Source organism: Salinimonas profundi (assembly GCF_014750655.1).
GTDB lineage: Bacteria > Pseudomonadota > Gammaproteobacteria > Enterobacterales > Alteromonadaceae > Alteromonas > Alteromonas profundi_A.
Map to the genome: position 1 here is coordinate 23,897 of NZ_JABBXD010000018.1, position 24,265 is coordinate 48,161.

Genomic DNA, 24,265 nt, shown 5'->3' on the forward strand with positions numbered 1-24,265 from the left:
AACGAGGCGATAAAACTCTAGCTTCTGTACGAAAGTCAGAGCTTTGCATTGGTGGAAGAGAAACTAGGCTTACAATGGGATATAGAAGTTTTGGGGCAACGCTTCACCAGGTGCCTATAAACGTGAATAAATATTTAAGGAGTCTCAATGACAGCTACAAAAGAAGAAGTTATCGCTTTCATGAAATCGGAGTTTCCACAAAGCAAATGCGTTGTGGAAGCAGTGAGCAACGTTGGAGCGACTGTATCTCATCATGTGGGTCAGGATGAATTACGTCCTGGCGGAACGGTTTCGGGGCCTGTCTTAATGAGTGTGGCTGATGTGGCACTTTATGTGGCGATACTTGGTAAAATTGGCATCGTGCCATTGGCAGTAACAACTAGCCTTAACATCAACTTCTTACGTAAGCCATCGGCAAATGAGCGAATCATTGCGGAATGTTCTCTGATAAAAGTCGGCCGTACTCTCGTGGTTGGGGAGGTTTCTCTGTACTCTGAGGGGGTGAGTGATTTGGTAGCACATGCTGTAGGTACATACTCTATACCGCCCTATACATCGGAACGAAGTGAAAATATTAAAACAATTAACTCTCTGAAAGCTTGACTCCGTTTAAAAGAAAAAAGGCAGTTATTTGAGGGGAAGATTAAATGGTTATCAATTGTAATCTTATATAAACGCCTACTTCAGGCCTGCAGCGGAGGCATTGGAGCAATTCGAGGCTAACAAATAAAGTCAGTCGGACAGCTAACGCTGTCGCTGCTTTGGGCGTAGAACGTTCGCCCCTTGTCTACAATGGACTAGCGCGTTAGTAACCTTCAAGGTCCGCTTAACGCTCATTGTTGCTACTCAGTTTTCAATAAACCAACGACTGTTTTACGTACACAGCAGACATATAGCTGATACACAATAGCAATTTACAATACTCTTCGCTGTGAAAAGCTGGGAGAATCGTTCAGTCTCACAGCCATTATGCTACTCATGCGACCGCAAAAAGACTTACTGTGTTTCTCGCAAATTGCCTGAGCGCGTCCCTGAATAAACGCTAAATCCGCTGGATAGAAATATCGGTTCAGTTCACTGGAAGGTTTATTCAGCTCCCTGATACTTTGGATGAATTTACCTGCGACTTCTTTAGGTGATAGCTTAAATTTCCTGGTGATAACTTCGTGCGCCAATACTGAGCCTGGCGATTTATAAACATCCTTGGCAGGAGGACTCTCGCCCTCTTGTACAGCCATCTCCGCCATCGATTTTGAAGGCTCGAGTGAATTAAGCCTCATCCGTGTAGCTTCGATGGCACGTAAGATTACTACACCGGCAGAGATATTCGGTGATGCGGATATTTTATGGCTCTCTAAGAGCTCTTCTTTACAGCCGGACAAGTCCCCTAAATAAAGATGTGCTCTGGCTTTGAGCATGGTTTGCTCTAAATAAGTATTGTTGTATTTACCAACACTCGTTGCTAACTTGTGTTTAGCATTATTTAGAGCTTCAATCGCACGTTCAAATTGACCGCTCATGAAGAATAACTCCCCCAGGTAGTGTTCAGACATAGCTAAACTTCTACTTTCGCCGGTCTCGGTCTTGTCTCTCATCGCTTTGGTGTCTGTCAGAATTGTCTCTGCTGCTTTCCAATCCTCATAATAGAAAGCTTTAATGCGTCCAATCTCTTCACGTGCTCCGATTGTTTTGGAGTGACCGGGGCCCAAACTATTCTGAAATGCAGAAAGCCCACGCTCCACAAATTCAAGCTTCTTTTCAGGCGTGAACGTGTACCAGCTTAAAAGTATTTGGCTATCACCATAGCGAACACGATCTTGCTGTCGATGGGACTTATAAAATTCAGCGGCCAGTAATGCAAGCCGGCGCCCTTCTTTCATGGTTTTCTCTCGACGACATAAGGGCTCCAGGCAGTACAGGATTGCCTTACTGTGTGCCAAGTAGGTGTTTGCGAGAAGCTGTTTGTTCTCTGAGAAGTTCTGTTCAGCTAATGCCATTGCCTCTTTCGATATCCGAAAGGCCTCTTCGCGCCTTTCTAAATCAAGCAAAATATCTGATTTTGTAAGCAGTGCTTCTAGATACTGGACGGACACCAACCCATATGAATTTTCAATATGGTTTTCTTCTCTGGTTACTGCTAATAGCGCTTCTTTATACGCGCCCACACTCATAGCAAAGTGTCTGAAAGCTGAAAGCTTACCAAGTGAGAAAAGTACGTCACTGTCTTGTTTGAATGCAATTGCCTTAAGTTCATCTAGTCGCTGGTCACTGTCTTTATCGTCACGTTTGAATTCATTTGCGTTCATCGTTTTGTGGATTAGTAGCTTTCCTTCTAGAAGCTGGTTTTTTGCGTAAATAGCCTCGTTATATAAACTTTTTTCATGGGCAAAATATGTGGGAAAGCATAGGGCAAAGACAGATATCAGGCTGAGTGTAGTGCGCAGTTTAGCGTGGGAAAAAAACCGACTGAGCCACAGTATCAAATTTGGCACTGATCGGCCCAAGGCGAGCTGACTTTTATCAGGTTCGCTTTGTGCGTCGGCCGAATTGTCTTGATATGAACTTACGGCAAGGTTTACTTCACCCTTAAACATGTACCCCTTCTTCGATAAGGTGACAATGAGCTTGCGCCCACTATCACCTAAGCACTGGCGTAGCTCACTGACACTTTGCTTCAGGACATTCTCACTAACAAACTTCCCCTGCCAGACAATATCGAAGAAGCTTTTCGCAGGCACGACCTGCCCGGGTGTCTGTAATAAAATAAGAAGTACTTCTGCCGTTTTGTTTCTTAAAACATGTTCATTAGTCGCACATACCAGCAGCTTCTGGTCGGGGTAAAATTTACATCCCTGTCCGAACGAATAGCAGCTTTTAACACTGTTCCCTGTAGCCATCACGGTACCCAAAATTATACTTTCGTCGAGTCACGTTTCTACACTAGCTGGATAAAAACTGAACGGTCAAATTAAGTTTCCATGTAACAGGTATGACTTGTCCGAATATGGCTGTGAATGTGGCCTAAAGTGTTCCGTTTAAAAGTTAAGACAAGTCCAATCCCAATTGACACCCCTTGAAAGCCGTAGCCCAGAGGCAAGTAACCCGCGGGCCACTGTCGAATTCACTCTTTGATACGTAGTTATTAATATCTATACGGAGTCGTCTAGTTATGCCGTAGGGACCCGGGAGCTTTTAGTTTTTAAAAATCATGATGATGCGGAGCATGAAAAGTCAGACTGAGGGTATCTTATTGCTAAACCCAATAGTCATCATTTAATATGCTGTATATAAAAACAGTATTGGCGATCATGATGTTAAAAGTAGTCTCTATTAAAGCGCAGGCTGGCCTCGTTGGGTTCGAATCCCCGGCAAAAGAATACACTGAATTGGGTTTAGACTTAGATGCATTACTAATTGATAAACCAAGCGCAACATTTATTGCATTGGCGCAAGGCCATTCAATGGTCAGGGACGGTATTTTCGATGGTGATTTGCTTATCATCTCTCGCGCCGAACCAATTACAGATATGTGCATCTGCGTGGCTAATCTGAATGGGGTGTTTATCTGTAAGCGGGTGGATAAACGCAATCGGTGCCTGGTAGTCGGCTCAGACGATATCGCCCCCTACTTTTTAAAGGAAGGGGATGACTTTCAGATAGAGGGCGTGGTTATTCGCTCTATAAGATTACATAAACCATTGGCGCACCTCGTATGCTAGCTCTGATTGATGCTACTGGCATGTACGCCTCAGCAGAAAAGGTGTTTGATCCGACTATCCGCGATAAACTGGTAATTGTGTTGAGCAATAACGATGGCTGTATAGTGGCCATGTGTCCGATTGCCAAGCGCCTGGGGGAAGTCCAAAGCTCACTTCGGGCTTTTGTAAACGAAGCGATTCTCATAGCTTGCCTCACTTGTGCGTGATATTTCACACGTATATTCCTTATAGGCAGACCTGGACAGAATCGCGAATTAGAGCCGGTCGTAGCATCTGGCGCAAAGCATTAGGTCGAAGGAATGGCGCTGCAACAGACAGTGGGCCTGGGCGAGCATCTGTTTAATGAGGTATCTCATACGCCATTATATTGAAATCTTATAATTATATTTTTCAAATATAATTGCTTATAAAGCTAAAGGATTCACGTAGTCGCCAATAAACGCCGGATCATTTCCAAGCCAACCTTGCTTATAGGGTTGGCTGGAGGTCGCCAACATTTCGCTCTAGTAGCTTTAGATAGACATTAAAAAAGCCGCGTTCTGCTAATGCCTTACAATTTCGTTGAAATTGATTCTATTTTGCACTTATCGCTACCTCTCCCCTAAGCCCGCTTGGTAATTCTAAGCTTTCATTATCTATCCAGGATTCCATCAATACAGTGCCAAATGATTCATCTATATCTTTAGAAATCAGACTGACTGAAGTGTTCAGCAGCTTGTTATAGCTTTTTGCCGTAAACTCAACGCCATCACCATTGTCTATTTGATAGGAAACTCCCTGAGGGACGCGATACTGTATACGTAGCCGGCGTAGGTCCGCTATCTTGAAAAGTGCGGCTCCGGCTTTGTCATCACTCATAACTAAATCTCCCTTTTCCACCTCTCGGGTTATTACATGGCCATCAAATGGGGCGCGAACGGTCAAGAAGGCTTGCTGAAGCTTTTTACGTGCAATTTTTGCTTTTATCGCGTCAATAAAAGCTTCTGATTTTTCCACTTTGGCTTGCAAGCGGTCATTGTCAGAAGCACTGATCAAGTTATCTTCACGCAGACGCTCTGAACGGTTGAAGTCCAGCTCATTCAGTTTATGCTCAGCCTCAGCTTCCTTAAGCTCTGCCTGGAGAATGCGAAGCTCTGTATCCAATATGGGATCATTGATAGTCAATAATACATCGCCCCGAGAAACGGCATCACCAATTTCTACATATACTTCATCGACGATTCCAGTAGCTCTCGAATGAAGATCGGCCATCTTCCAAGCCCTGGTAATCGCTGGGATAACGATCATAGGTTGGCTTTCAAATGTAGCGGAGTCGCGTGAAACTGAATCAGCTAATGATTGCAAAGGCCAATTTGCTATTAGTGTTGCCAGAGTTGCTAGGATTAACTTATTTGCTGGCATCTTCAGGTACCTCGTCTTCTGTGAATAAGCGCTTTTCGCGCATGCTGATTAATAAGGGCACGATAGTTAACGTAGCCGGCGTTCCAAAAAGTAAGCCCCCCACCACAGCCCTTGCCAGAGGAGCGTTCTGCTCAGCCCCTTCACCTAAGGCTAGTGCCATAGGCAGCATTCCTATAAGCATGGCAATTGCGGTCATCATTACTGGTCGCATTCGAGCGCTTATCGCTTCTAATGCTGCCCGAACTGAAGGGTGGCCATCCAACATGGCGTATCGCGCAAAACTAACCAGAAGTACACTGTTTGCAGTAGTGACACCCATAACCATAATCATGCCCATAAAGGCCGATACGCTCAGGGTTGTCCCGGTTATCCAAAGTGAGACAAAAGCGCCTGTAATGGCAAAAGGCATTGCACCTAGCGCCATTAAAGGAAGAGCCCAGGATTGGAAGTTGGTCACCATTAACAGGTAAACAAGCACCGCTGCCATCGCCATACCTAATGCAAGTGTGGTGTAAGCATCTTCCATGTCACCTGCCTGGCCTTGTGTAACAACGCGTGTTTGGGGAGGAAGGTTGCCTTTGAACTTGTTAATCACGCCTCTGACATCATTGTACACGGCCCCTAAATCTCTTTTATCCACATTCACCAAAATGCTCACCACAGGTGCCAACATCTGTCTCCTGATATTTGCTGGCCGGGTTCGCTTTTTTATTTCAACGAAGTTTCTCAATAAGATGGGATTTCCCGATGAATCAAAACCCACCGGTATGTTAAGTAGCTCCTCCAAATTACCAAGCTGACTGGATGGAACCTGGGCGGCTACGATGTAGCTTATGCCATTATTTGCCCAGCTATTTGGGTAAACCGTGGCGCTGGAGCTAAGCGATACTAAAATTGCCTGACTGATTTTGCCTATATCAACACCTAGTTGCAGTGCTCTCACTCTGTCGATTTCAAGATATACGTCAGGCCAGGCCGAAATCTGGCCGAGCGTGATGTCCACTGCCCCAGGTATTTCATTAAGGCTTTCCATCATCTGTTTAGCGGCTTCCAGGCTCCTTTGTACATCACGGCCGGTCAGGTTGACTTCGATAGCGGCTCTGGCTGTACCATTGAGGGTCTGCGCTATGATATCTGCAGGCCTGAACATGACCGTTAATTCGGGTAGTTCAGCAGCTAGCCGCTCTCTTAGTTTACGAATGTACTGTTTTGTTGGCGCGTGCTCAGCCGCCAACTGGATAAAGACTTCTCCTTCAGATGGCATCGTTAACATACTGGGTACCCAGGTTCTGTTTATTGGGTCCGGAGGCCCGATTTTCTCGGCAACCGCTTGTAACTCCTGCTGCGGAATAACCTGATTCACAACCTCCCTCACCTTTGCAAACATTTTTGCGGTATGCTCCAGTGAACTGCCGCTCTCTGCTCTTATAAACAGTTTGATTCCCCCAGCGTCCGATTCAGGGAAATAATCTTTTCCTATCAGTGAGGAGGTTGTGCCTAACAGCAGCAATAAGATCACAAGTGTAAGTGGCAGTACCAACGCTTTTCTTTTCATTAATGTACTGACATTACGGACTTGCCGTTGGATGAGCGCATCGCTCAGACGCTCGACTAAACTATGAACCCGGTGCAGCCATGTACGTGAGTGAGGCTGTGTTTTCTCACTCTTTGTTTTTAACAGCATAAAGGCCAGTGTAGGTACAAGTGTTCGCGAGAGGATGAAAGAAGACACCATTGAAAGGAGTACAGCCATAGCCAATGGTCTGAAGACAAATGCGCTCGCCCCTTCAAGAGTAAAAATCGGCAGCAAGACGATACAGATACTTAGCGTCGATACGAACTCAGGGAATACAACTTGTCTGGCACTGTCTAACACAGCTTGACGAACAGACTTGCCCATACCGATGTTGCGGTTAATGTTTTCTACTTCGACCAGTGCATTGTCGACTAAAATGCCGATTGCCAGCCCGAGTCCCCCCAGAGTCATCAGGTTGAGTGTGTACCCAGCCAGACTAAGACCCGTGAGAGCACTTAAAAGTGCAAGCGGAATGGACGTCAATACTATTGCCGTGCTCTTTGCGCTTCCCAGAAAAAGGAGTACCACAACAGCAACAAGAAAGGAGACCAGTACAGCCTCATGAATTACCGTATCCCTGGCGGCAATAACAAAGCGTGACTGATCGAAAACGGGTTCTAGACGAAGGCCCTTTGGCGCATTTTCCCTTATCTCCGGAAGCCGTTGTTTAATTTCATTAATAATATCAACCGTAGAGGCATTACCCAGTTTTAGTATTGAGACCATAACCCCTGGTTCGCCATCAAGTTTCGACATGCTTGTTTGCTCTGCGCCACCATCTCTGATATTCGCTACATCGCCTAACCTAACCACAGAATCTTTCGTGCTTTTTATAGGAATGTCAGCAAAGCTATTGAGATCTACAGGACTGGCGTTGGTCGAAACTGTCCAACGGGTCGACTCAACGGTGACTTCACCAGAGGGCAGTGTGACATTTTGTTGTGCCAGCGCACGAGCAACATCTTCAGCGCTTACGCCAGCATTGCGCATTTTATCGCTGTTCAAGTCCAGCATGAGCTGACGAGTGGTTCCTCCATATGGGAGGGATAATCGAAGTCCGGGAATTGACTGAATTTGTCTGCGCAGTGTTAAACGCGCATAATCGTACAACTGTGACTCAGTTAAGTTCGCCGATGAAATGGCAAGCTGCAGTACCGGCACACTGGAGGTGGAATAATTGACAACCAATGGTGGTGTCATACCCTCGGGCAACCGCTTTAAGATTGTTTGCGAGACGCTGGTGATTTGAGACAGTGCAACGTCGATTTTAGCATTTTGATGAAACTGGACCTGAATCATCGAATAGCCGTTACCGCTGTCTGAAGCCACCATTTTAACATCGTCCACGTTGTTCATTATCGCAATTTCGCTGAAAGAGGAAATTTTTGATGCCATATCGCTTGCCGCCAGCCCCGGGTATGTCCATAAAACATTTACGTAAGGAATATTTATCGATGGCAAAATGTCCGTAGACATTTTTGAAACGCTTCGCGCACCAAACAATATGAGCAGCAATACTAACGCACCAAGCGTATATCGCTGCCGCAGCGCGAGACTGACTATCCACATTACTGGTCGTCTCCAGCGCCCATTATTTGTTCGAGTTGTAATTTTCCAGGAAGACCCATTTGGAGGCTAACGGCATTATTGCCGTCTTTGTAATAAATAGCTGGCGTCGCACTAACCCCCAAGCTTTGCATTAGTGCATGATTGGCGTTTAGCTTTCCTTTAACACTATCAGACAGTGAGGCAATGGCGCGAACGTCAATCTCGTTACCGGATTCGTGCTGGTATAGTGCTGTAGCGGGATTCTCTGCACTTAAAATTGCAGCCGATTTATCGAAGCTATCTGCTTTTAAAATCCCCACCAGTATGTGTCGGATTTGTATTTTCCCGGCTTCCACCCAGGGTCTGGCTTGTTGCCAGAACTTCTTACAGTAGGGACAATTCGGATCGGTAAACGTGTAAATCACCCTCTCGGCATCTTTGTCACCATCAGGGATCCAATTTGATGAGGCAAGTGCCTGCCAGGTTTTCTCGCTTTGCGGACCAGTTATATATGCACTTAGTGCTGTTTCACCCATGTCACGGCCCGTCGAATCGAGCATTTTACCTGTGAACAGAAACTGCTTATCTTCAGTCAGGTAGACGGTCAGGGCATTCCCCCTGAAGTCAATAATGTAACCAGTAAACCCCGAAGGCGCGTCAAACGCGTCGACAACTTCACCTCCCTGCTTATCTACAAATTTAAGTGGCTCTGGTACTGATGATGCGATTGCCACGCCGGACTTTACGATAGTTAAAAATAAAAGGGTGTTTTTAAGCATTTTTTACTCTCCGCATTACTTGTTTAAATCATTCAACAGGGTCGCTAAATAATGTTGCAATGTGGCTTGTGACAGTTCCCCCATGTGACTGTCGACAAGCTCGCCATCAGCATTAAAAAACAGCGTAGTGGGAAGGCCATAGGCACCTAATTGCGCAGACGATTTACCGGAAAAGTCGAAATAGCTGTTCTTTATCGTTATTTGTTGACTCTCTAAGAATTGGCGGGCTTTTTCAGGCGATTCTTTTTGATTTATGAAGACGAATTGAACGGCGTCGTGTTTTTGCTGCGCATCTTGCAGAATAGGCAACTCCCGACGGCAGGGTGGACACCAGCTAGCCCAAAAGTTAACGATTAGTGGCTTTCCCGTCTGGGTGTTCACTACATGTGGCCTACCTTGTGCTGTGACTACATCCACACTCGTCACAGCATTTTGACTACTGATTAAAGTATTAAATAAAAAAAGCGGGAAAATGATTACGCCAGTGAACAGTGCAGATTTAAGATATGCAGACATCAGTTTACGATTGCCGCGAGCCCGAATCATGACGAAGATAATTCCTGCAAACCAGCCAGCAGCCTGATTAAAGCCACCATCTCTGATATCAAGTATTGCAAACCAATCATTTTGATAAACATCCCACAATGCAATAACGAACGTTATACGGGATGCAAGAAAGCCAATAACCATGCCCCAAAATAACGTGTCGGTAGCAAGCTTTTTGTGGACGGTTGACTTTGTAAGAATACTCACAAAAATCCAAAGTAGAAAAATACTGACTAACACAAGGGCTGTACTAGTCATCAACGCGAAGGGTCCAATCGATATACTGGTCACAATAGATACGATGTTGGCGAATTGTGCTGGCAGGTTAACTAGCGTAGATTAATTTGAAATTAATCTTGAACAGATACCTTATGAATATCCGACAGATAAACCAATAAGGCTTATGAATATATTACTTGTAGAAGATGATGCTGTTATTGCAGATGCAATATGCGTCTATCTGGGCCATTCGGTTATGCAGGTTACTCACGCTGCTACCATCTCTGAAGCAAAGCACTACCTAACCACATGCCTGTTTGACATGTGCCTGTTGGATATAGCGTTGCCCGATGGTAGCGGAACTTCGCTTATAAAATTCGCCAGAAAACGTAATCAGGATCTCCCAATTATTCTTCTAACAGCAAAAGACGCGCTTGATGACAAGATTCAGGGGCTGAATGCCGGAGCAGATGACTACGTAACAAAGCCGTTTGACTTCGAAGAGCTTATGGCAAGAATCCATAGTGTTTACAGACGCTCTACCCGTCAGCTTGATAGCTTTTTGAGACACGGAAATTTGCACTACGACTTGGCAAACAAGGAAGTAAAGCTCAAGGACGAACGCCTGACTCTTTCAGCGTCAGAATTAAGATTGCTTACTGCGTTTTTATCAAACCCCAATAGGATATTGAGTGATAATCAGCTAAAAGACTATCTATACGGGGTGGATGAGGATGTGAGTAGCAATGCACTTAACGTTCACTTGTTCAACTTGAGAAAGAAAGTCGGTAAAAACATTATCGTTACTGAGCGTGGACTTGGCTTTCGCTTAGCCTCAGTCGAAGAGCAAAACCAATGAGTCTTCGACTGAAGTTTATACTAATAATTGCGCCCGTGTTTTTTCTTTTTTGGATGGTCGCAAGCTATTTTTCGGTTTTCCAGTTGAAAGATGAAATCAATCAAGCCATGGATAATCGCTTACTCTCTACGGCAAAAATGGTTAATAATTTAATTTTGTCTAATCAGAACACGCCCTCGGAATTTGGGTTAGAGGGCGTAGAACGATTCAGTGATACCGGCTCGACAAAAGGACTTGCCTGCAAAGTAAGCTCATTAAATGGTGAAGTGATTGCTAATAGTCATCCTAATGCATTAAACCTGCCAGATTCATTGCCTTCAGGCTTTAATACCGTAGCTATTAATGATGGTGAGTGGCGGGTGTATACGCTCGCCACAAAGGAACATAACGTCGTTATCGCTGAGAGGCTGTCTGAACGTCACTCCATCTTTATTGAAATTGTGCTGGTGAGTGCGCTACCCACCCTTATCGCCATTCTCATATCATTCATAATCATCTGGTTTGCATTGGGTCACGAACTTAAGCCGCTTCAGCTTTTGAAAAAAGCGATTACAGACAGGTCACCCAACGACCTACAACCCATCCGGATAGCCCATAAACTTGTCGAGCTCACCCCGCTTATCGAAAGTCAGAATGCGCTTTTTAGAAAGGTTGAAAGTGCAATAGAAAGAGAAAAGTCATTTACGGACAATGCCGCACATGAGTTGAGAACCCCACTCACCGGTATCATTAGTCAGCTTCAGGTTGCTAACATTACCGAAGGAAACTCCCAGAAAAACGCGATTAAGAAAAGCCTTTACAGTGCAACCCGTCTTCAAAGCCTTATTGAGAACTTGCTTTTACTTGCCAGAGTAGAGAACGAGAGTGTTCTTGGTAATGTTTCTGCCTGGAATGTAGATAGCGAGTTGGATAGCGTTTTTAACGAACTGGGCATTGAGCGTGACGATGTAGATACTCAGATCGAATGCAATTCGATCATCAACTGCATCCCAGCATTTGCCTTCGGTATGATAATAAAAAATTTATTAGAGAATGCGCGCCAACATGGTGAAACAGGCTACCCCATCTCATTAGTAATACAAGAAACGAACGATACCTTAACTATAAAGGTACAAAACTTCGCGCAACTTACTGATGAAGCGCTCGAGAAAATGACACAGCGTTTCTGGAGAGATAGTACAGCGCGTGGAACTGGACTTGGCTTGACCATCGTTGAAGCATTAGTTACTAAGTTGAGAGGTAGCATTAGCTTTGTTTATGTCAGAAATCAATTAAATGTCTGCTTGGAATTTGCAACTGGTAAGCCCTCTAGTCCCCTAGACACTTTATAGCTTTGTAGAGGTCGATAAAACCTGGGCATCTTTTTAGCTAATCTTTCCGCTTTTGCCGGTAGTAGCCCATCGTTAAATTGATGCGGTCCTTTACATAGATTTAGTATGTCAAACGCTGAACGCGATTTATTAATGTTGATAGCGGAAAAAAATTTATCTGAAAAATTTTCAGAAGCTTTTCGATCCTTATAAGAAGTTGACTTATGCTCAAGCTATTCAACTGTTTGAAACTAGAATTAGTTTCTTGGTCGCTAGTAGCGATTATTAGATAGCCGACCTTAGATGGTCCGCTTCTGGCTAAAGTTAGATGCAGGAAATCAGGTCGTTGATCGTCCATTCTTTGTCTCGCACTGCCCTCACCTCTACCCGATAAGCAGAATGCCATACTCAAATTTCCTTATAAATGGGAGACAACTTATGGCTACACAAATTCATATACCGTGGAATAAAGACGGTGTAATTGAAAAAAGCCTCTTCAGATATCCCACATATGGAGTATCCGAATCCCTTAGAGCTAGATGAGAGGTTTGCAGAAGTATGCATCTCCACCCGATAAGTGTGATAATAATACCATTGACAAAGAAAGCTGATTAAGGTTATGAAAAAATTTATATACGAAACGCACATAATTGGTGGCATTTTCAAATTTAGAGAAGTCAAGGTTCGTAACATCCAAAATCTTTGTAATAAAATGGGGGAAAATGGATGGAAGTTGGATGCGATGACTTATGACTGGTTTTTTGTGTCTTATACACTCGTTTTTAAAAAGCAAATGTAGAGATGTGTTTTCAAAATAGATGTGAGCTGGTACCTGAATAGAAATGGCCACCACGATGAAGTTTATTCAGGCATGTCACTAGTTTAGGGGAGATTTATAAATGCCCATAGGTAAGCCGTGAATTCGAAAAAAACTGGCAGGATCATTTCTTCTCTGCAACCTTGATTTTTAAAGTAAAAAAGCAGAGGGAAAACTCCCTCTGCTACCAGCCGAGCCTAGCCTGCCCGACGTTCGGTAAAGCCCAGGGCAAGCATTACCAGTCCAAAGATGCCCAGCGTAGCCGGTGCCGGTACCTCATTAATCTGTGCTGACATTTCTGCGTACGAGTGACCGATTACAATATCTCCGTCCAGCAAGCCGGAAAGATTCAGGCCTAATCCAGACAAATCTACGGCATTAAAACTTAGTCGTAATGCGTTTACGCCCATTGAACAGAACATATCATTACAACTGCCGTACTGTTCATTAAGGATCAGGTTTAAGCCCGCAATACCGCTTACATCAAGTACTTCAAAGTTCGGCGACGCGGCAATAAAGCCATCCGCATCCACTTCGAGCCCTAATGAAGCCAGATCTAGCTCACCCAGACCGAACAGATTGATAGAGAGGTCTTCTATATAGGAGCTCCCCATTGCATCGAAGTCACCGTAATCACCCGCGACTGACGCTTCAGAGTAAATTGTTGAAGAAGATAGGTTAACCGCCGTATCGGTTATCACAGATAAGAAGGTAGTATTAACAACATCCAGGCTCAGGTCATTGACAGTAGCCGTCGCGGACGTCATTCGGGCCCCCATACCGCCATCAACATTGGAACTGGCGGTTGCGCCCAGTAAGGTTTCATCTGCCAAAGCAGCAGCCTGAACATCCAGCAGATTACCAACAGTAACTCCGGCGCCAAGGTCTACCTCTGCATCCAGTACATTGTTATTTATATTGTAAGGGGCTGGCGCGCTACCAGACACACCAGAAGGTGCTGTAACATCCACTGTTAAAAGTTCGCCGGCAACATTAATATCCACGCCCAGTGCATAGGCATCACTGTTACCGGATATCACGGTGGCATTGGCAACACTGGTTTGAATTACCGCTGCAGCAGCGACATACTTAGCGACAGGTACCACTTTCATCATTGTTGCATTAACTATATTTGACTTCATTGTCTTCACCTTTTTGTATTAGAAAAACTAGACCTAAGTCTAATTGACTAATTACTAGGCGATATCCGTGCCAATTTTGTTAACAGATTGTTATTTCAGATTATTTTTCGAACAATTCATTATGGGTAGTGTCATTTTGTTACCAGGTGTAAAAATACTGGACGCTTTTTGACCACATGTCGCATTCGTATTTGTCTTTTCCATAACAAATGATGCTGTAATCTATAAGGAAATATCATACGTTACTTATTATTATTCTTACAGTCTGTGACTTTTGGCGTATTCGTAGCGCAACATGATATTTCCAGCGGGAGAGCGAAGAGTACGCTTTGGATTTCTTCACAATTTATTTCTTTCCGAAATATTGAAGGTGTCATCTCAAAGCTTTCTGACAGAAAAACTGGTGGTAGCTTAAGAGATGCACAATATGTATATATTCAATGCTGTTGAAATGAGGACACATTGCTCAAGCTCGAACGTTGTAAGCTATTGGTTTTTGCCCTATTGTTGACCATCACTGTTATGTATCCAAAACAAGGAAGAGCTGGATGTCACAGAAAAACGTGTCTTACTCATCAGTTATTTTTATATCAGTCATAGCTTTCTATGTAGGGCTTCTCGTCTGCGCTACACTGCTGTTTTTTAACTTTAGTTTTCCTGTGCCAATGTCATCCGACGGTGCATCGCTATCCCTCAGTGATCCTGGAAATCCGGTGGAAACAGTGTTTTATTCAGCGACGTTCTACTTTTTGTTCGCTTTGGTGCCAGTAATGTTGCTGTATTTTCTTGCCGGACTTCATAAGCGATTTTTGAACGCTAAAGCGACTAATTTCTCATGGTTTTTTGTGTTAGGGGCGTTATACGCAATATTACTTACAAATTTGGATTTTATTATCGGGCCGTGGTAACAAATGAGATGAATACAATGCGGAGTATTTTAGTGTAAGAGACATTCAATGGCTCTATCAAAATCACTTGCAGAAAGGCATAGGCTTGATAGAGCACAGTCGGCACCGAAAAAATGCCAGCTAAGCCCAGTATTACCAGCTCTCCCTTGACATCGTGGCTTAATATATCGCCACGCATTCATGTCAAGGTTATTCAATAGTGCGGTATGTAGGCACTATACAAGAAGGCTTTTGCGCTGCCTCATTATACGTCAGGATTGCTTTCACTACCTTTGAGCGATACCTTGAAAATGTGCTCGGCTGATTTTCATTTTGTTGACAAATATAAAAGGGATATTTATGAAAAAGATGACTTATCTGTTAATCACATTCTTCTTAGCAGGCTGCTCAACCAATCCATCGACTTATGTTAACAAATCACCTGAACCGATTGAGGTGTCTGTTGATGTTTTGCCTCAATACTGGAAGGTCGATTTCGAGACCTTTTCATTTAGCTCTGAGTATGACGGAGAATTTGGACCGAGGCCTGCTGGGTACGTAAAAATCCGATACCTGATAGATTCAAATGGGAACCCTACCCATCTGAACGTTGTTAAGTCACACCCCGCTGGCGTCTGGAATGACCAAGGATTGCTTGCGGCAGAGCAATTACAGTACTCACCTTCAAAAAAGAACAAAACAAATACCCCTGTTTACGTTACGACAGAATTTCATTTCAAAGAAATAAAGTAGCGCAGATAGGCGGCGTGACTTCGTTGGATATCAGTCATGCATTTGGTGGCGTAACTTGATGAAATTGAACTAATAGCTGTCATCCAAGCCCTACGCACCTAGCTTAGTTGCATACATTAAAAGAAGCCTGTTTTGTATGTAGTTGAGTATTTGGCATTTAATCGGACACTTGGTCAGGTGCCGCGAGGAGCGAACATAATAATTGCCATACCCAGTAGTGCTACGCCTGAGCCCACAATATCCCAGATTGTTGGCTTTATCCCATCTACCAACCATAACCAGAGAATAGCCATGAGTATATAAACACCACCATACGCAGCGTAAATCCGGCCTGCTGCCGTCGGATGCAATGAAAGTAACCAGGCAAAAACTATCAGGCAAAGCGCAGCAGGAGCAAGCAGCCAAACAGATTTGTTCTCTCGTAACCAGAGATATGGCAGATAGCAACCCAGAATTTCGGCCAGAGCGGTAATAAAAAAAAGACCAACTGTTTTTATCTCAAACAAAAACTAATCCTCGGACTGAAAAAGGTAAAATCTAATAATATCCGCCTTACAGGCAGTGTTCCGGCATAATGATAAAATATCACCTAAATGCGCTGGGCATGGTTAGAAGCATTTAATACAAGCGCATATGAAACTCCCAGAGCTAGCGCCTGCGGCATGTATTAATGCTGTTGAGAGACAAACTTGAAACTTTTGCATTCTGCGGTTTGAAAATAACTCTACTTAGTCTGATGGCGTTTAATATCCAGATTAAACCCGCGTCCAGCGGAACGCCTGGGCTTTCTGCGTATGGAAAACATTAAAGAAAGCACCAAACCCAGCCCAACCCCCATCACGAGACCGCCTGCTACATCCTGGCGCAGACCCATTACATCACCGGGCGTTCGTACCATGGTGATCCAGAAAAACAGCAAGAAGGTGATACTTGAAATGAGAGGTATCAGTGTTATTTGAACGCGCTTCACTATCGTCACCGCTCCTTGTTGAAGATATCTGCAATATACTTAGCGTGGCAGAAAAAAGCGTAAGTTCCAATCTATCAGGATAAACACTTTATTAAGAGTTTATTCGTTGATCAGAGAGCCTTGTGGTCTTTTGATAAAGTGCTCACCATCCAACGCGCCAAGAAGCTCCAGCGCCGCCTTTTTAAACTGATGATGCTCGCGCTTTAGAAGACTTGCATGTTCTGTGAGTGAGTCTTCATATTCTATGACACCTTTATCGCGGCGCCCCGATTCGCGATGAGCCCGCTGTTTTGTTTCAAACTCATCTAATAAATCATTGTTTGTTCGAATAGTCTCATCCATCCGCTTCATCATAATGTAAGTTTTGATTATTTGGCTTCGAAGCTGCTTATTCGACACTTTACTCAAAAGGAATCCTCTACCCTCATAAAGCAAAAAGAAATCTTTTTGCAGAACATAGTGACAGAGCAATGGCTCCCCTTGTTTTAACGCCTCTATTGCCATCCCTGCGTTGTCCTGATAATGCCAAAACACTCTGTTCATCTTGTTTTTAAGTGATGCCAAGAATGTTTCAGATAAATGCTGGTCATAATATTTTGAAGCGGCAGCATGTCTGGATAATTTGCGGCGAGCGACAAGCATTAATAACCCGGCAGTCAACATACCCAAGGTCACAGCACCGATGATGATCAGTGGCAAATTTATAATCCCCATAAGTTAACGCAATCATAGATGAGTAAGAAAATATCGTAGCCAAAACAAGCAGATCAGATGGAATAATTTGGTCATAGCTACCTTTATAGTGTAGTTAAGTTACCTGTTTCATCAATCGCTATTTAAATGGTCTTAGTGAAATAACGTGGAGCGCTTTACAAAAACATTTTCGTAATTTGTATTATTTAAATCTTTCATCTATTCTACTCTCACTTAGGGGAGTAGTCTCCTGCACCATGCAGGGAAGCTGTCAACAGTCTCCGAGCTTTTTAGCTTGTGGCAGTTTCGAGCCTTACCGGCTTTGACAAGACTTAAGGCAAAGTTCCATTTCGGGCAGAGGTGGTATTTTGTCTTTGGTCTTTTCTGCCCTAAGGAATATTCTTATGAGCTACCTACCGGCAACCGCCAGCACTTACTGGACGCAGAGCCTTTTCATTACCCTCTTTACTCAAATTACATCCGTACGTGCTATGGAGGCGAAGTCATGCTATTAGCCTCCGTAGCGATTATCGTCGGTTTCGCATTGCTAGTTTGGAGTGCTGACCGATTTGTAGAGGGCGCGGCTGCCACAGCAGGACATGCAGGCCTTCCTAGCATTCTTATCGGTATGGTTATCGTTGGTTTTGGCACCTCGGCACCCGAGATGGTGGTATCGGCCATGGCCGCCAGTGACGGGAACCCAGATTTAGCATTAGGAAATGCGCTAGGCTCCAACATTGTCAACATCAGCCTGATCCTTGGTGTCACAGCGATTATCGCACCTATCGCTGTTCAATCGCAGATAATAAAACGTGAGTTACCTCTGCTCGTGGCCGTGGTTTTATTCAGTGGCTTTTTACTTTACGACGGTAATTTAACCTTTTTTGATGCGATTCTTCTTCTGTCAGGCTTGCTGGCTTTTTTGGTGTGGTCCATATATTCAGGGATGAAAAATCCCGGCGATGCGCTGGAAACCGAGTTCGACTCAGAACTAAAAAGTCATTCAATGGCCCTTGGTAAGGCAATTTTCTGGCTGGCTGCTGGCTTAATTTTACTCATTATCAGCTCCCGGCTCCTGGTTTGGGGCGCCGTTGAAATAGCCTCAGCGTTAGGTGTCAGCGACTTAATCATTGGGCTGACCATCGTGGCATTGGGAACTTCTTTACCCGAGCTAGCAGCTTCTATCATTGCTGCAAAAAAAGGAGAACATGACATTGCTATTGGTAATGTCGTGGGATCAAATGTATTCAATATACTTGCCGTGGTAGGGATAGCCGGTGTTATTGAGCCCATATCGACTATTTCTCCCGCTGTATTCAATCGAGACTGGAGTGTAATGCTGGTTCTTACGGTTTTGCTGATGATAATGGCTTACGGATTTGGTCGTCAGGGTCGAATTAACCGTGTGGAAGGCACGGTTTTATTAAGCGCATATGTTGCTTATAACGGGTATCTGGTCATGGATGTACTTGCATAAAATATGCTCAAATGACGAATGATGATGCAGCTATCTTTATGTGCTGCGTCATCGACGGGCGAATTCTTACGGGATGCTTCTTACAAAGCTTTCTGATTAGGTAAACGATTTTATAGGGTGGACCATGGATCCCATTTTAAACTTTTTTTCCGCACATCAGCTTCAACTTATCGCCATTGCAAAAAATACGTTGCTTACACTGTTTATTTTGGTTGCAGCCAGCATTGGCGCAAAGCTATTAAAGCGCGCCGTCCATAAAGCGGTTTACCATTTAAGTAAGCAAGATGAAATTATCACCAAGCTTCTTACAACAATGTCCGGCTATATCGTTTATTTAATTGCGTTAGTGATTATTTTGGACCTGTTTGGCGTGAATACCGCCAGCCTGGTCGCACTTGTGGGTGCCGCAGGCCTGGCGATTGGCCTGGCATTAAAAGATACGTTGAGCAACGTAGCAGCGGGCGTCATGTTGTTATTTTTAAAGCCATTAAAAAAGTCTGAATTCGTCGAAGTTGCCGGGAGTGCTGGTAGCGTGACAGATCTGGGTTTGTTTACCACGGTGCTGGAAACAGCGGACGGAATTTTCGTATCTATTCCCAACAGCACTGTGTGGGCAAGTGCCATTAAAAATTATACACGAAATGAAAAGCGTCGTATGGATCTGACCGTTGGAATTTCCTATGGTGACTCAATCGAAGACGGCCTGGCTGCACTCAAGGAGCTGGTAGCAGAAGAATCCAGAATACTGCCGTTACCTGAGCCTCAATATCTGGTTCACACTTTGGCTGATAGCTCTGTGAACCTACAATTGCGAGCCTGGGCACCTACACCTGATTACTGGGATATTTACTGGAAAACGCAGCGAAAAATGAAGGAGAAAGTTGAAAGTAAAGGGATAACGATTCCGTTCCCGCAACGTGACTTGCATATCATACAAACTGGTAATGGCAGTAATAGTCAGGAGCGCGAGTTGAGCATTCCCCAGTAAATAATTCAGTTTAGTCATAACCGCAGTATTAACCACACTGGTCTCTTGGGCTCGTAAAGCCGAAATGATGAGAAAATCCGTGGTAGGCTTGGCTAATTTTTTTTTAGCACCTACCCTTTAGCTATTTGTCACAAAAGGTTGGAGAAAATTAAGGTGGGAGTGCTAGAGGTTCATGTATTTTCTGACAGCTTTAAGGTGATGGCAATTCTCTTGAATGAGCAAAAAATAAATTGGGGGCTTAAGATATGCAACACCGGTGAAAAGGCGGTTTCCAGCGGTGTTATTGAAGTTGCGGTAACAGCGCTGGGCACAACATCAGTTGCTGCTGTACTAAAGCGGTTCGTGACAGGTTGTGATGCACCCAGCATGATGCTTACCACGAAATCGGGCAAGCCTAAAAGCGTCAGCCAATTTTCTGAAACTGAGCTAAAGGCAATTCTTAGCAGTGTTGACTGGTTGGCGGCGATTCAAACCGGTAGCTGATATTTTATTACTGATTCCGCTCCGTTAAAGGGAGGCTATTTAAGAAATAACAATCTGGTCTGCTAAACGCACTGATACCAGGCCATCACTGAGTGCTGGTTGAAAATGCCTCTCAAAAGCAAGCTTGTATCAATATAAATCGGACGTTTTTATTAACACCCCAATCAGGTTTACACTGCTTTAATTTGTGCTATAAAATTAATAATAAGAAAGTAAAGCCACGATAATCATGGAAAAATTAATAGCAAGGCACATTAAAGCTGTTGAAAAGTTTGAAATGGATTTGAGAAGCCACGAGTTCTATTGGACAGTGAAAGAGGCACGATCTGAGTTTGACGATATTTGTAAAACGAGTAGCGTTCTAGTTGAAAAGCATAGATACATGCTTAGAGAGTGGCGTAAAAAGATGAATTTGTTAAAAACGCTGAGGGATTAGCAAAGACAGCGCACTGTTGTGGTAAATACGTGTAGCCCACTTTCTCGACGTATCTGGCGCAACTCTGTGCATTTTCCCTATAACAAATATTTGTAAAAAATTCTGCTCGCCCAAACTGCTTCAATCAAGGGTTTTACTGATTAAACTCCTACAAAATTATCATATCATCAACATTTCGGGGCCAACTCAATCGCCCCTCAATATTCTAAGGATATAGCCTAAGGCTCTCCCCCTTGAGAAACATAAGTAATAGTACGTATTGCGGCCTACTCTCTGCTTTGTTAAAAATTGTTAACATTTCGAAAAGCAGAGGGTAAGTCTTGGTAAGGGAGAGCTATGTCCGAATGGTCTTTTTTGTGTGCTTATTTGCCACTTCCTCTTTTGCATACGCGCAAGAAACAATCCAGTACACTAAGGATAAAAGGCTAATAAATGGTGATTTCAAGATATTTTATGTCTGGGATATAAACAAAGGGCTTGCGCTTGAGTTTAGTTTCGAAACTGATGTAGTAGCAACCGAGGCATTCAATAAAGTTTGGTGGGATATTTTTGATATCCACTATAATGAAATGAAAAAAATCACTAGCCACCAAGGCCACAGAGTAAACTTTTCCCCCAGCGTTAAAATATATATGGGCGCAGATAGGAATGCCAGATACAGTGATTTCAAGCTACAAGGTGTTCAACCCGATTATTCGATTATTAGTGTTAACCAATATGTATTTGAGGAGTCAGGCCCCAGCTTTAAACTCATTGAACCTGCGCTTCTGGCCAACGGCTTCATTCGATTTGAGTACGACAAGGCGCTCGGTGAAACCGATGGTAAAACCGTTAGCAAGGTTGTTTTACTGGAAACAGAAGGGATTTTTGAGCAAATTTCTCAGGCACGTCAAAAGACAAAAATGTCGGCCCAATCAATGCGCAAAACTATTCAGCTCCGGTCAGAGGAAGCACTGACAGATGCGAAATTTTTCTATGCTTGGTTTTATCCACTCCTTGCTCTCTTCGTGATAGTCAATTTATTTATACTTTTTCACGTTATAAAAGCTATGCTCGCTAAAATAATGAGGAAGGGGTAGCCCGGGTATTATTTAACAGTGAAATTTCAATGATAGGTTTTTTCGATAAAAATTATTACACTGCCTATACGAATACAGTTAATCACCTCTCCATGGCGGAAACCTATCTGCTCGCTGCAAAGGTGTACGCTTTTCCTTATAAATGAAGTCCCGGAGGGTAAACTTATTTCGATGACTAATAACCCCCTGTTGCATTAAAATCATAAAAAGCAGTATGAAAGGTGATTAACTAACATTAGATTCTACGTCTTTGATTTAGACGTCTTAGTGGTTGAAAAAAGGGCTTCTCAATAAGTGACGCAAAGGTTGATTACCTTTGCGTCACGAGTGGATAATCAAATATCTTGATGAGGACCAAATACCTCATAGTGAATGCGGTCATTATCAACCCCAACGTTTACGAGCTGCTGTTTCACAGAGAGCATAAATGGTACCGGCCCGCATAGGTAGAAATCGCCGCTGTTTAACGGAAGCTTGTCTTTAACTGCATCAATTTGCAGGGTGCCTTCAAACTCCCCGTCATTGAGTTTTGGGGCGTTTTCGTACCAGGTATACACTTGCATCTCCAATACACTTTTCAGGCTTTCGACATGATGTTTGAAAGAGTGTTGCGCAGGGACTTTACACGCATGAAGATAGCTGATCGGGTATTGATGTTGCTGCTGTGCCAGCGTGTCTAACATTGCCTGCATTGGAGTCAGTCCAACACCAGCCGAGATAAGCACTACCGGTGATGCTGATTGTTTTAGATAAAAGCCCCCGGCGGGCGGCATCAGCTCAACGATATCACCTACATTAAGGTGGTTGTGCAGATAATTCGACAGTACACCAGCTGTACTGTCGTCACCTTCTCGTTTAACACTTATCCGGTACGTATTTCCATTGGGCGCTGTTGAAAGCGAATACTGACGGATTTCCTCATACTGCCTGCCTTCAGGGTGTACTTTAATGCCAATATATTGCCCTGGCTGAAAATCAATAACTTTTTTGCCATCTACTGGTTCAAACACAAAGCTGGTGACAAGATCGGACTCAGACGATTTCGCTGCAATCCGGAAGTCCCTGAATCCTTCCCAGCCGCCTTCTGCTGCCGCGCGCTGTTGGTAAAGATCGCCTTCTATCTTAATAAAGATATCTGCCAGCTGACCATAAGCTGCTACCCATGCCTCTTCAACCGCGGGAGTAAAATCATCAGATGCGAGCTCTCGTAATGTCTCAATCAGATGGTGACCGACGATTTCATATTGCTCAGGCTGAATATTAAAGCTGGTATGTTTGTGGGCAATGCGCATCACCGCATCTTCTAATACATCCAGATCATCAATGTATGTGGCATAGGCCGCTATCGCGTCAAAAAGTGCTGCTGGCTGACGGCCGGTTTTTTGATGGGTCATGTTAAACACATTTTTAAGCTCGGGATTATGTGTAAACATGCGCTCATAAAAATATGTGGTGAGAGCGGTTCCTGCGTTGGCAAGTAATGGAATAGTCGCTTTTACGGTCTGAATATGATTCTGTGATAACATTAGGGTGCTCTTTGGTTGGAAAATATACTGTTGCTTGCTAAAGCAATTGCCAAACGCGTGCCACAAAAATAACCATTCAAAAACAAAAAGTTAAAACAAACCCAAGCTACAAAGCGTCAAAATGACACATGTAAAAAATGTCATTTAATTTCTTTTGTGTCAAAATGACACGCCAATTTGGCGGTGCAGAAATAATGAATAGAATATCCAGCCATGCTTTAATCAACTTTGCACTGGATTTATCAGGTGCAGTCACCACAGAAAATTCGTTTGAAAGATTGATTGCCGCGATTTGTGCAACTATAAGTTGTGACGCGGTTGCGCTGTTACTTCATGAACAGGGTACGCTAACCCCCGCGGCGCAGCGTGGTCTTAGCCCAGATGTCATGGGGCGTCGTTTTCTAATTCACCAACATCCCCGCCTAAAGGTCATCTGTAACGAGTATAAAGCGGTTCGTTTTGCCGCAGACTGTGCACTGCCTGACCCTTACGATGGGATGATTTGTAACCACGATACCATTACCGTACATTCCTGCATGGGTATCCCACTATACAAGGACAGTCAGCTTTTGGGCGTACTAACACTCGATAGTGTGGCACCGAATCAATTTGATTTACTGGATAATACAAGCCTGGATACCCTGGCTTCACTGGCGTCCGGATTTTTAGCCTCTCGTTTGATCATTGACCAACTACAAAGCAAAACCAATCAGGCGCAGCATATTCTGCAAGCCATTAGTGAGCATAATGCGGAGGAGCACAACCAAGCTGAGATGATAGGTACCAGCACCGTAATAAAATCCTTAAAAAAATCTATCCGCTTAGCCGCCTCCTCTGAACTCACTATTCTAATAGAAGGTGAAAGCGGCGTGGGCAAAGAGTTAGTTGCCCGCGCTTTGCACCAGCAATCAAACCGAAAAAGCAAACCCCTGGTGTATGTTAACTGTGCCGCCATTGCCCGCCACCTGATCGAAAGTGAGCTATTTGGCCATGTTAAAGGGGCGTTTACGAATGCGGATAAGGATCGCCAGGGCAAATTTCTGTTAGCAGACGGCGG

General features: G+C 43.9%; 21 protein-coding genes and 1 pseudogene. 12 read left to right on the plus strand and 10 right to left on the minus strand.

From position 1 onward, the window contains the following. Positions 1–147: 147 nt before the first annotated feature. A complete protein-coding gene (locus tag HHX48_RS18180; RefSeq protein WP_139758146.1) occupies positions 148–603 on the plus strand; it encodes a PaaI family thioesterase in 456 nt (151 codons plus the stop codon). Between the two features lie 311 nt (positions 604–914). On the opposite strand, the gene HHX48_RS18185 is transcribed toward HHX48_RS18180, so the two are convergent. Then, the gene (locus tag HHX48_RS18185) at positions 915–2,897 is read right to left on the minus strand and encodes a winged helix-turn-helix domain-containing protein (protein WP_191026706.1); all 1,983 of its coding nucleotides are present in this window, start codon (positions 2,895–2,897) and stop codon (positions 915–917) included. A 414-nt stretch (positions 2,898–3,311) separates the two neighbouring features. On the opposite strand from HHX48_RS18185, the gene HHX48_RS18190 reads away from it, so the two are divergent. Further along, positions 3,312–3,719, plus strand: a complete 408-nt coding sequence (locus HHX48_RS18190) for a LexA family protein (protein WP_191026724.1) — start codon at positions 3,312–3,314, stop codon at positions 3,717–3,719. Beyond that, a pseudogene (locus HHX48_RS18195) lies at positions 3,713–3,853 on the plus strand (Y-family DNA polymerase); the annotation flags it as partial. The gene HHX48_RS18190 and the pseudogene HHX48_RS18195, both read left to right, overlap by 7 nt. A gap of 439 nt (positions 3,854–4,292) precedes the next feature. On the opposite strand, the gene HHX48_RS18200 reads toward HHX48_RS18195, so the two are convergent. From HHX48_RS18200 to HHX48_RS18215, 4 genes are read right to left on the minus strand one after another with little or no spacing between them, the layout of a single operon-like run. Further along, positions 4,293–5,120, minus strand: a complete 828-nt coding sequence (locus tag HHX48_RS18200; protein WP_191026707.1) for an efflux RND transporter periplasmic adaptor subunit — start codon at positions 5,118–5,120, stop codon at positions 4,293–4,295. Next, positions 5,107–8,265 carry an efflux RND transporter permease subunit gene (locus HHX48_RS18205; protein ID WP_191026708.1) on the minus strand — a complete coding sequence of 1,053 codons (3,159 nt, stop codon included), beginning with the start codon at positions 8,263–8,265 and terminating at the stop codon, positions 5,107–5,109. The genes HHX48_RS18200 and HHX48_RS18205 overlap by 14 nt, the downstream gene beginning before the upstream one ends. Further along, positions 8,265–9,023 (minus strand): thiol:disulfide interchange protein DsbG, encoded by a 759-nt coding sequence (dsbG, locus tag HHX48_RS18210; protein ID WP_191026709.1) that lies wholly within the window; start codon positions 9,021–9,023, stop codon positions 8,265–8,267. Before dsbG ends, HHX48_RS18205 begins: the two co-directional genes overlap by 1 nt. A gap of 15 nt (positions 9,024–9,038) precedes the next feature. Then, a complete protein-coding gene (locus HHX48_RS18215; RefSeq protein WP_317983524.1) occupies positions 9,039–9,860 on the minus strand; it encodes a TlpA disulfide reductase family protein in 822 nt (273 codons plus the stop codon). 112 nt (positions 9,861–9,972) lie between these two features. On the opposite strand from HHX48_RS18215, the gene HHX48_RS18220 reads away from it, so the two are divergent. Together HHX48_RS18220 and HHX48_RS18225 are read left to right on the plus strand one after the other, a co-directional pair. Next, complete coding sequence (locus tag HHX48_RS18220) at positions 9,973–10,647, plus strand: response regulator transcription factor (protein WP_191026710.1); 675 nt, start codon at positions 9,973–9,975, stop codon at positions 10,645–10,647. After that, a complete protein-coding gene (locus tag HHX48_RS18225; protein ID WP_191026711.1) occupies positions 10,644–11,978 on the plus strand; it encodes a histidine kinase dimerization/phospho-acceptor domain-containing protein in 1,335 nt (444 codons plus the stop codon). The genes HHX48_RS18220 and HHX48_RS18225 overlap by 4 nt, the downstream gene beginning before the upstream one ends. A 993-nt stretch (positions 11,979–12,971) precedes the next feature. Here the strand turns inward: HHX48_RS18225 and HHX48_RS18230 are convergent. Continuing rightward, complete coding sequence (locus HHX48_RS18230) at positions 12,972–13,916, minus strand: hypothetical protein (protein ID WP_191026712.1); 945 nt, start codon at positions 13,914–13,916, stop codon at positions 12,972–12,974. A 548-nt stretch (positions 13,917–14,464) separates the two neighbouring features. On the opposite strand from HHX48_RS18230, the gene HHX48_RS18235 reads away from it, so the two are divergent. Continuing rightward, positions 14,465–14,824 carry a hypothetical protein gene (locus HHX48_RS18235; RefSeq protein WP_191026713.1) on the plus strand — a complete coding sequence of 120 codons (360 nt, stop codon included), beginning with the start codon at positions 14,465–14,467 and terminating at the stop codon, positions 14,822–14,824. Between the two features lie 339 nt (positions 14,825–15,163). After that, on the plus strand, positions 15,164–15,556 hold the full coding sequence (locus HHX48_RS18240; protein WP_191026714.1) for a TonB family protein: 393 nt from the start codon (positions 15,164–15,166) through the stop codon (positions 15,554–15,556). A gap of 173 nt (positions 15,557–15,729) precedes the next feature. Here the strand turns inward: HHX48_RS18240 and HHX48_RS18245 are convergent, their stop codons facing one another. From HHX48_RS18245 to HHX48_RS18255, 3 genes are all read right to left on the minus strand, one after another. Beyond that, on the minus strand, positions 15,730–16,062 hold the full coding sequence (locus HHX48_RS18245) for a YnfA family protein (RefSeq protein WP_191026715.1): 333 nt from the start codon (positions 16,060–16,062) through the stop codon (positions 15,730–15,732). Between the two features lie 218 nt (positions 16,063–16,280). Continuing rightward, positions 16,281–16,526 carry a hypothetical protein gene (locus HHX48_RS18250; RefSeq protein ID WP_191026716.1) on the minus strand — a complete coding sequence of 82 codons (246 nt, stop codon included), beginning with the start codon at positions 16,524–16,526 and terminating at the stop codon, positions 16,281–16,283. A gap of 99 nt (positions 16,527–16,625) precedes the next feature. Next, positions 16,626–17,225 carry a hypothetical protein gene (locus HHX48_RS18255; RefSeq protein WP_191026717.1) on the minus strand — a complete coding sequence of 200 codons (600 nt, stop codon included), beginning with the start codon at positions 17,223–17,225 and terminating at the stop codon, positions 16,626–16,628. 499 nt (positions 17,226–17,724) lie between these two features. Between HHX48_RS18255 and HHX48_RS18260 the strand changes: the two genes are divergently transcribed. The 4 genes from HHX48_RS18260 to HHX48_RS18275 all read left to right on the plus strand — a co-directional run bounded on the left by HHX48_RS18260 (position 17,725) and on the right by HHX48_RS18275 (position 21,682). Then, positions 17,725–18,696, plus strand: a complete 972-nt coding sequence (locus tag HHX48_RS18260; RefSeq protein ID WP_191026718.1) for a calcium/sodium antiporter — start codon at positions 17,725–17,727, stop codon at positions 18,694–18,696. 124 nt (positions 18,697–18,820) lie between these two features. Next, positions 18,821–19,684, plus strand: coding sequence for a mechanosensitive ion channel family protein (locus HHX48_RS18265; protein ID WP_191026719.1), 864 nt, complete (start codon positions 18,821–18,823; stop codon positions 19,682–19,684). Between the two features lie 159 nt (positions 19,685–19,843). Next, positions 19,844–20,167 (plus strand): hypothetical protein, encoded by a 324-nt coding sequence (locus HHX48_RS18270; protein WP_191026720.1) that lies wholly within the window; start codon positions 19,844–19,846, stop codon positions 20,165–20,167. Positions 20,168–20,947: 780 nt separating this feature from the next. Then, complete coding sequence (locus HHX48_RS18275; RefSeq protein WP_191026721.1) at positions 20,948–21,682, plus strand: hypothetical protein; 735 nt, start codon at positions 20,948–20,950, stop codon at positions 21,680–21,682. A gap of 335 nt (positions 21,683–22,017) precedes the next feature. Here HHX48_RS18275 and hmpA read toward each other — a convergent pair whose 3' ends face one another. Then, positions 22,018–23,208, minus strand: coding sequence for an NO-inducible flavohemoprotein (gene hmpA / locus HHX48_RS18280; protein ID WP_191026722.1), 1,191 nt, complete (start codon positions 23,206–23,208; stop codon positions 22,018–22,020). A 194-nt stretch (positions 23,209–23,402) separates the two neighbouring features. Between hmpA and HHX48_RS19115 the strand changes: the two genes are divergently transcribed. Continuing rightward, positions 23,403–24,265 (plus strand): sigma 54-interacting transcriptional regulator (locus HHX48_RS19115; protein ID WP_191026723.1); only part of this gene is annotated, 863 nt, incomplete at its 3' end.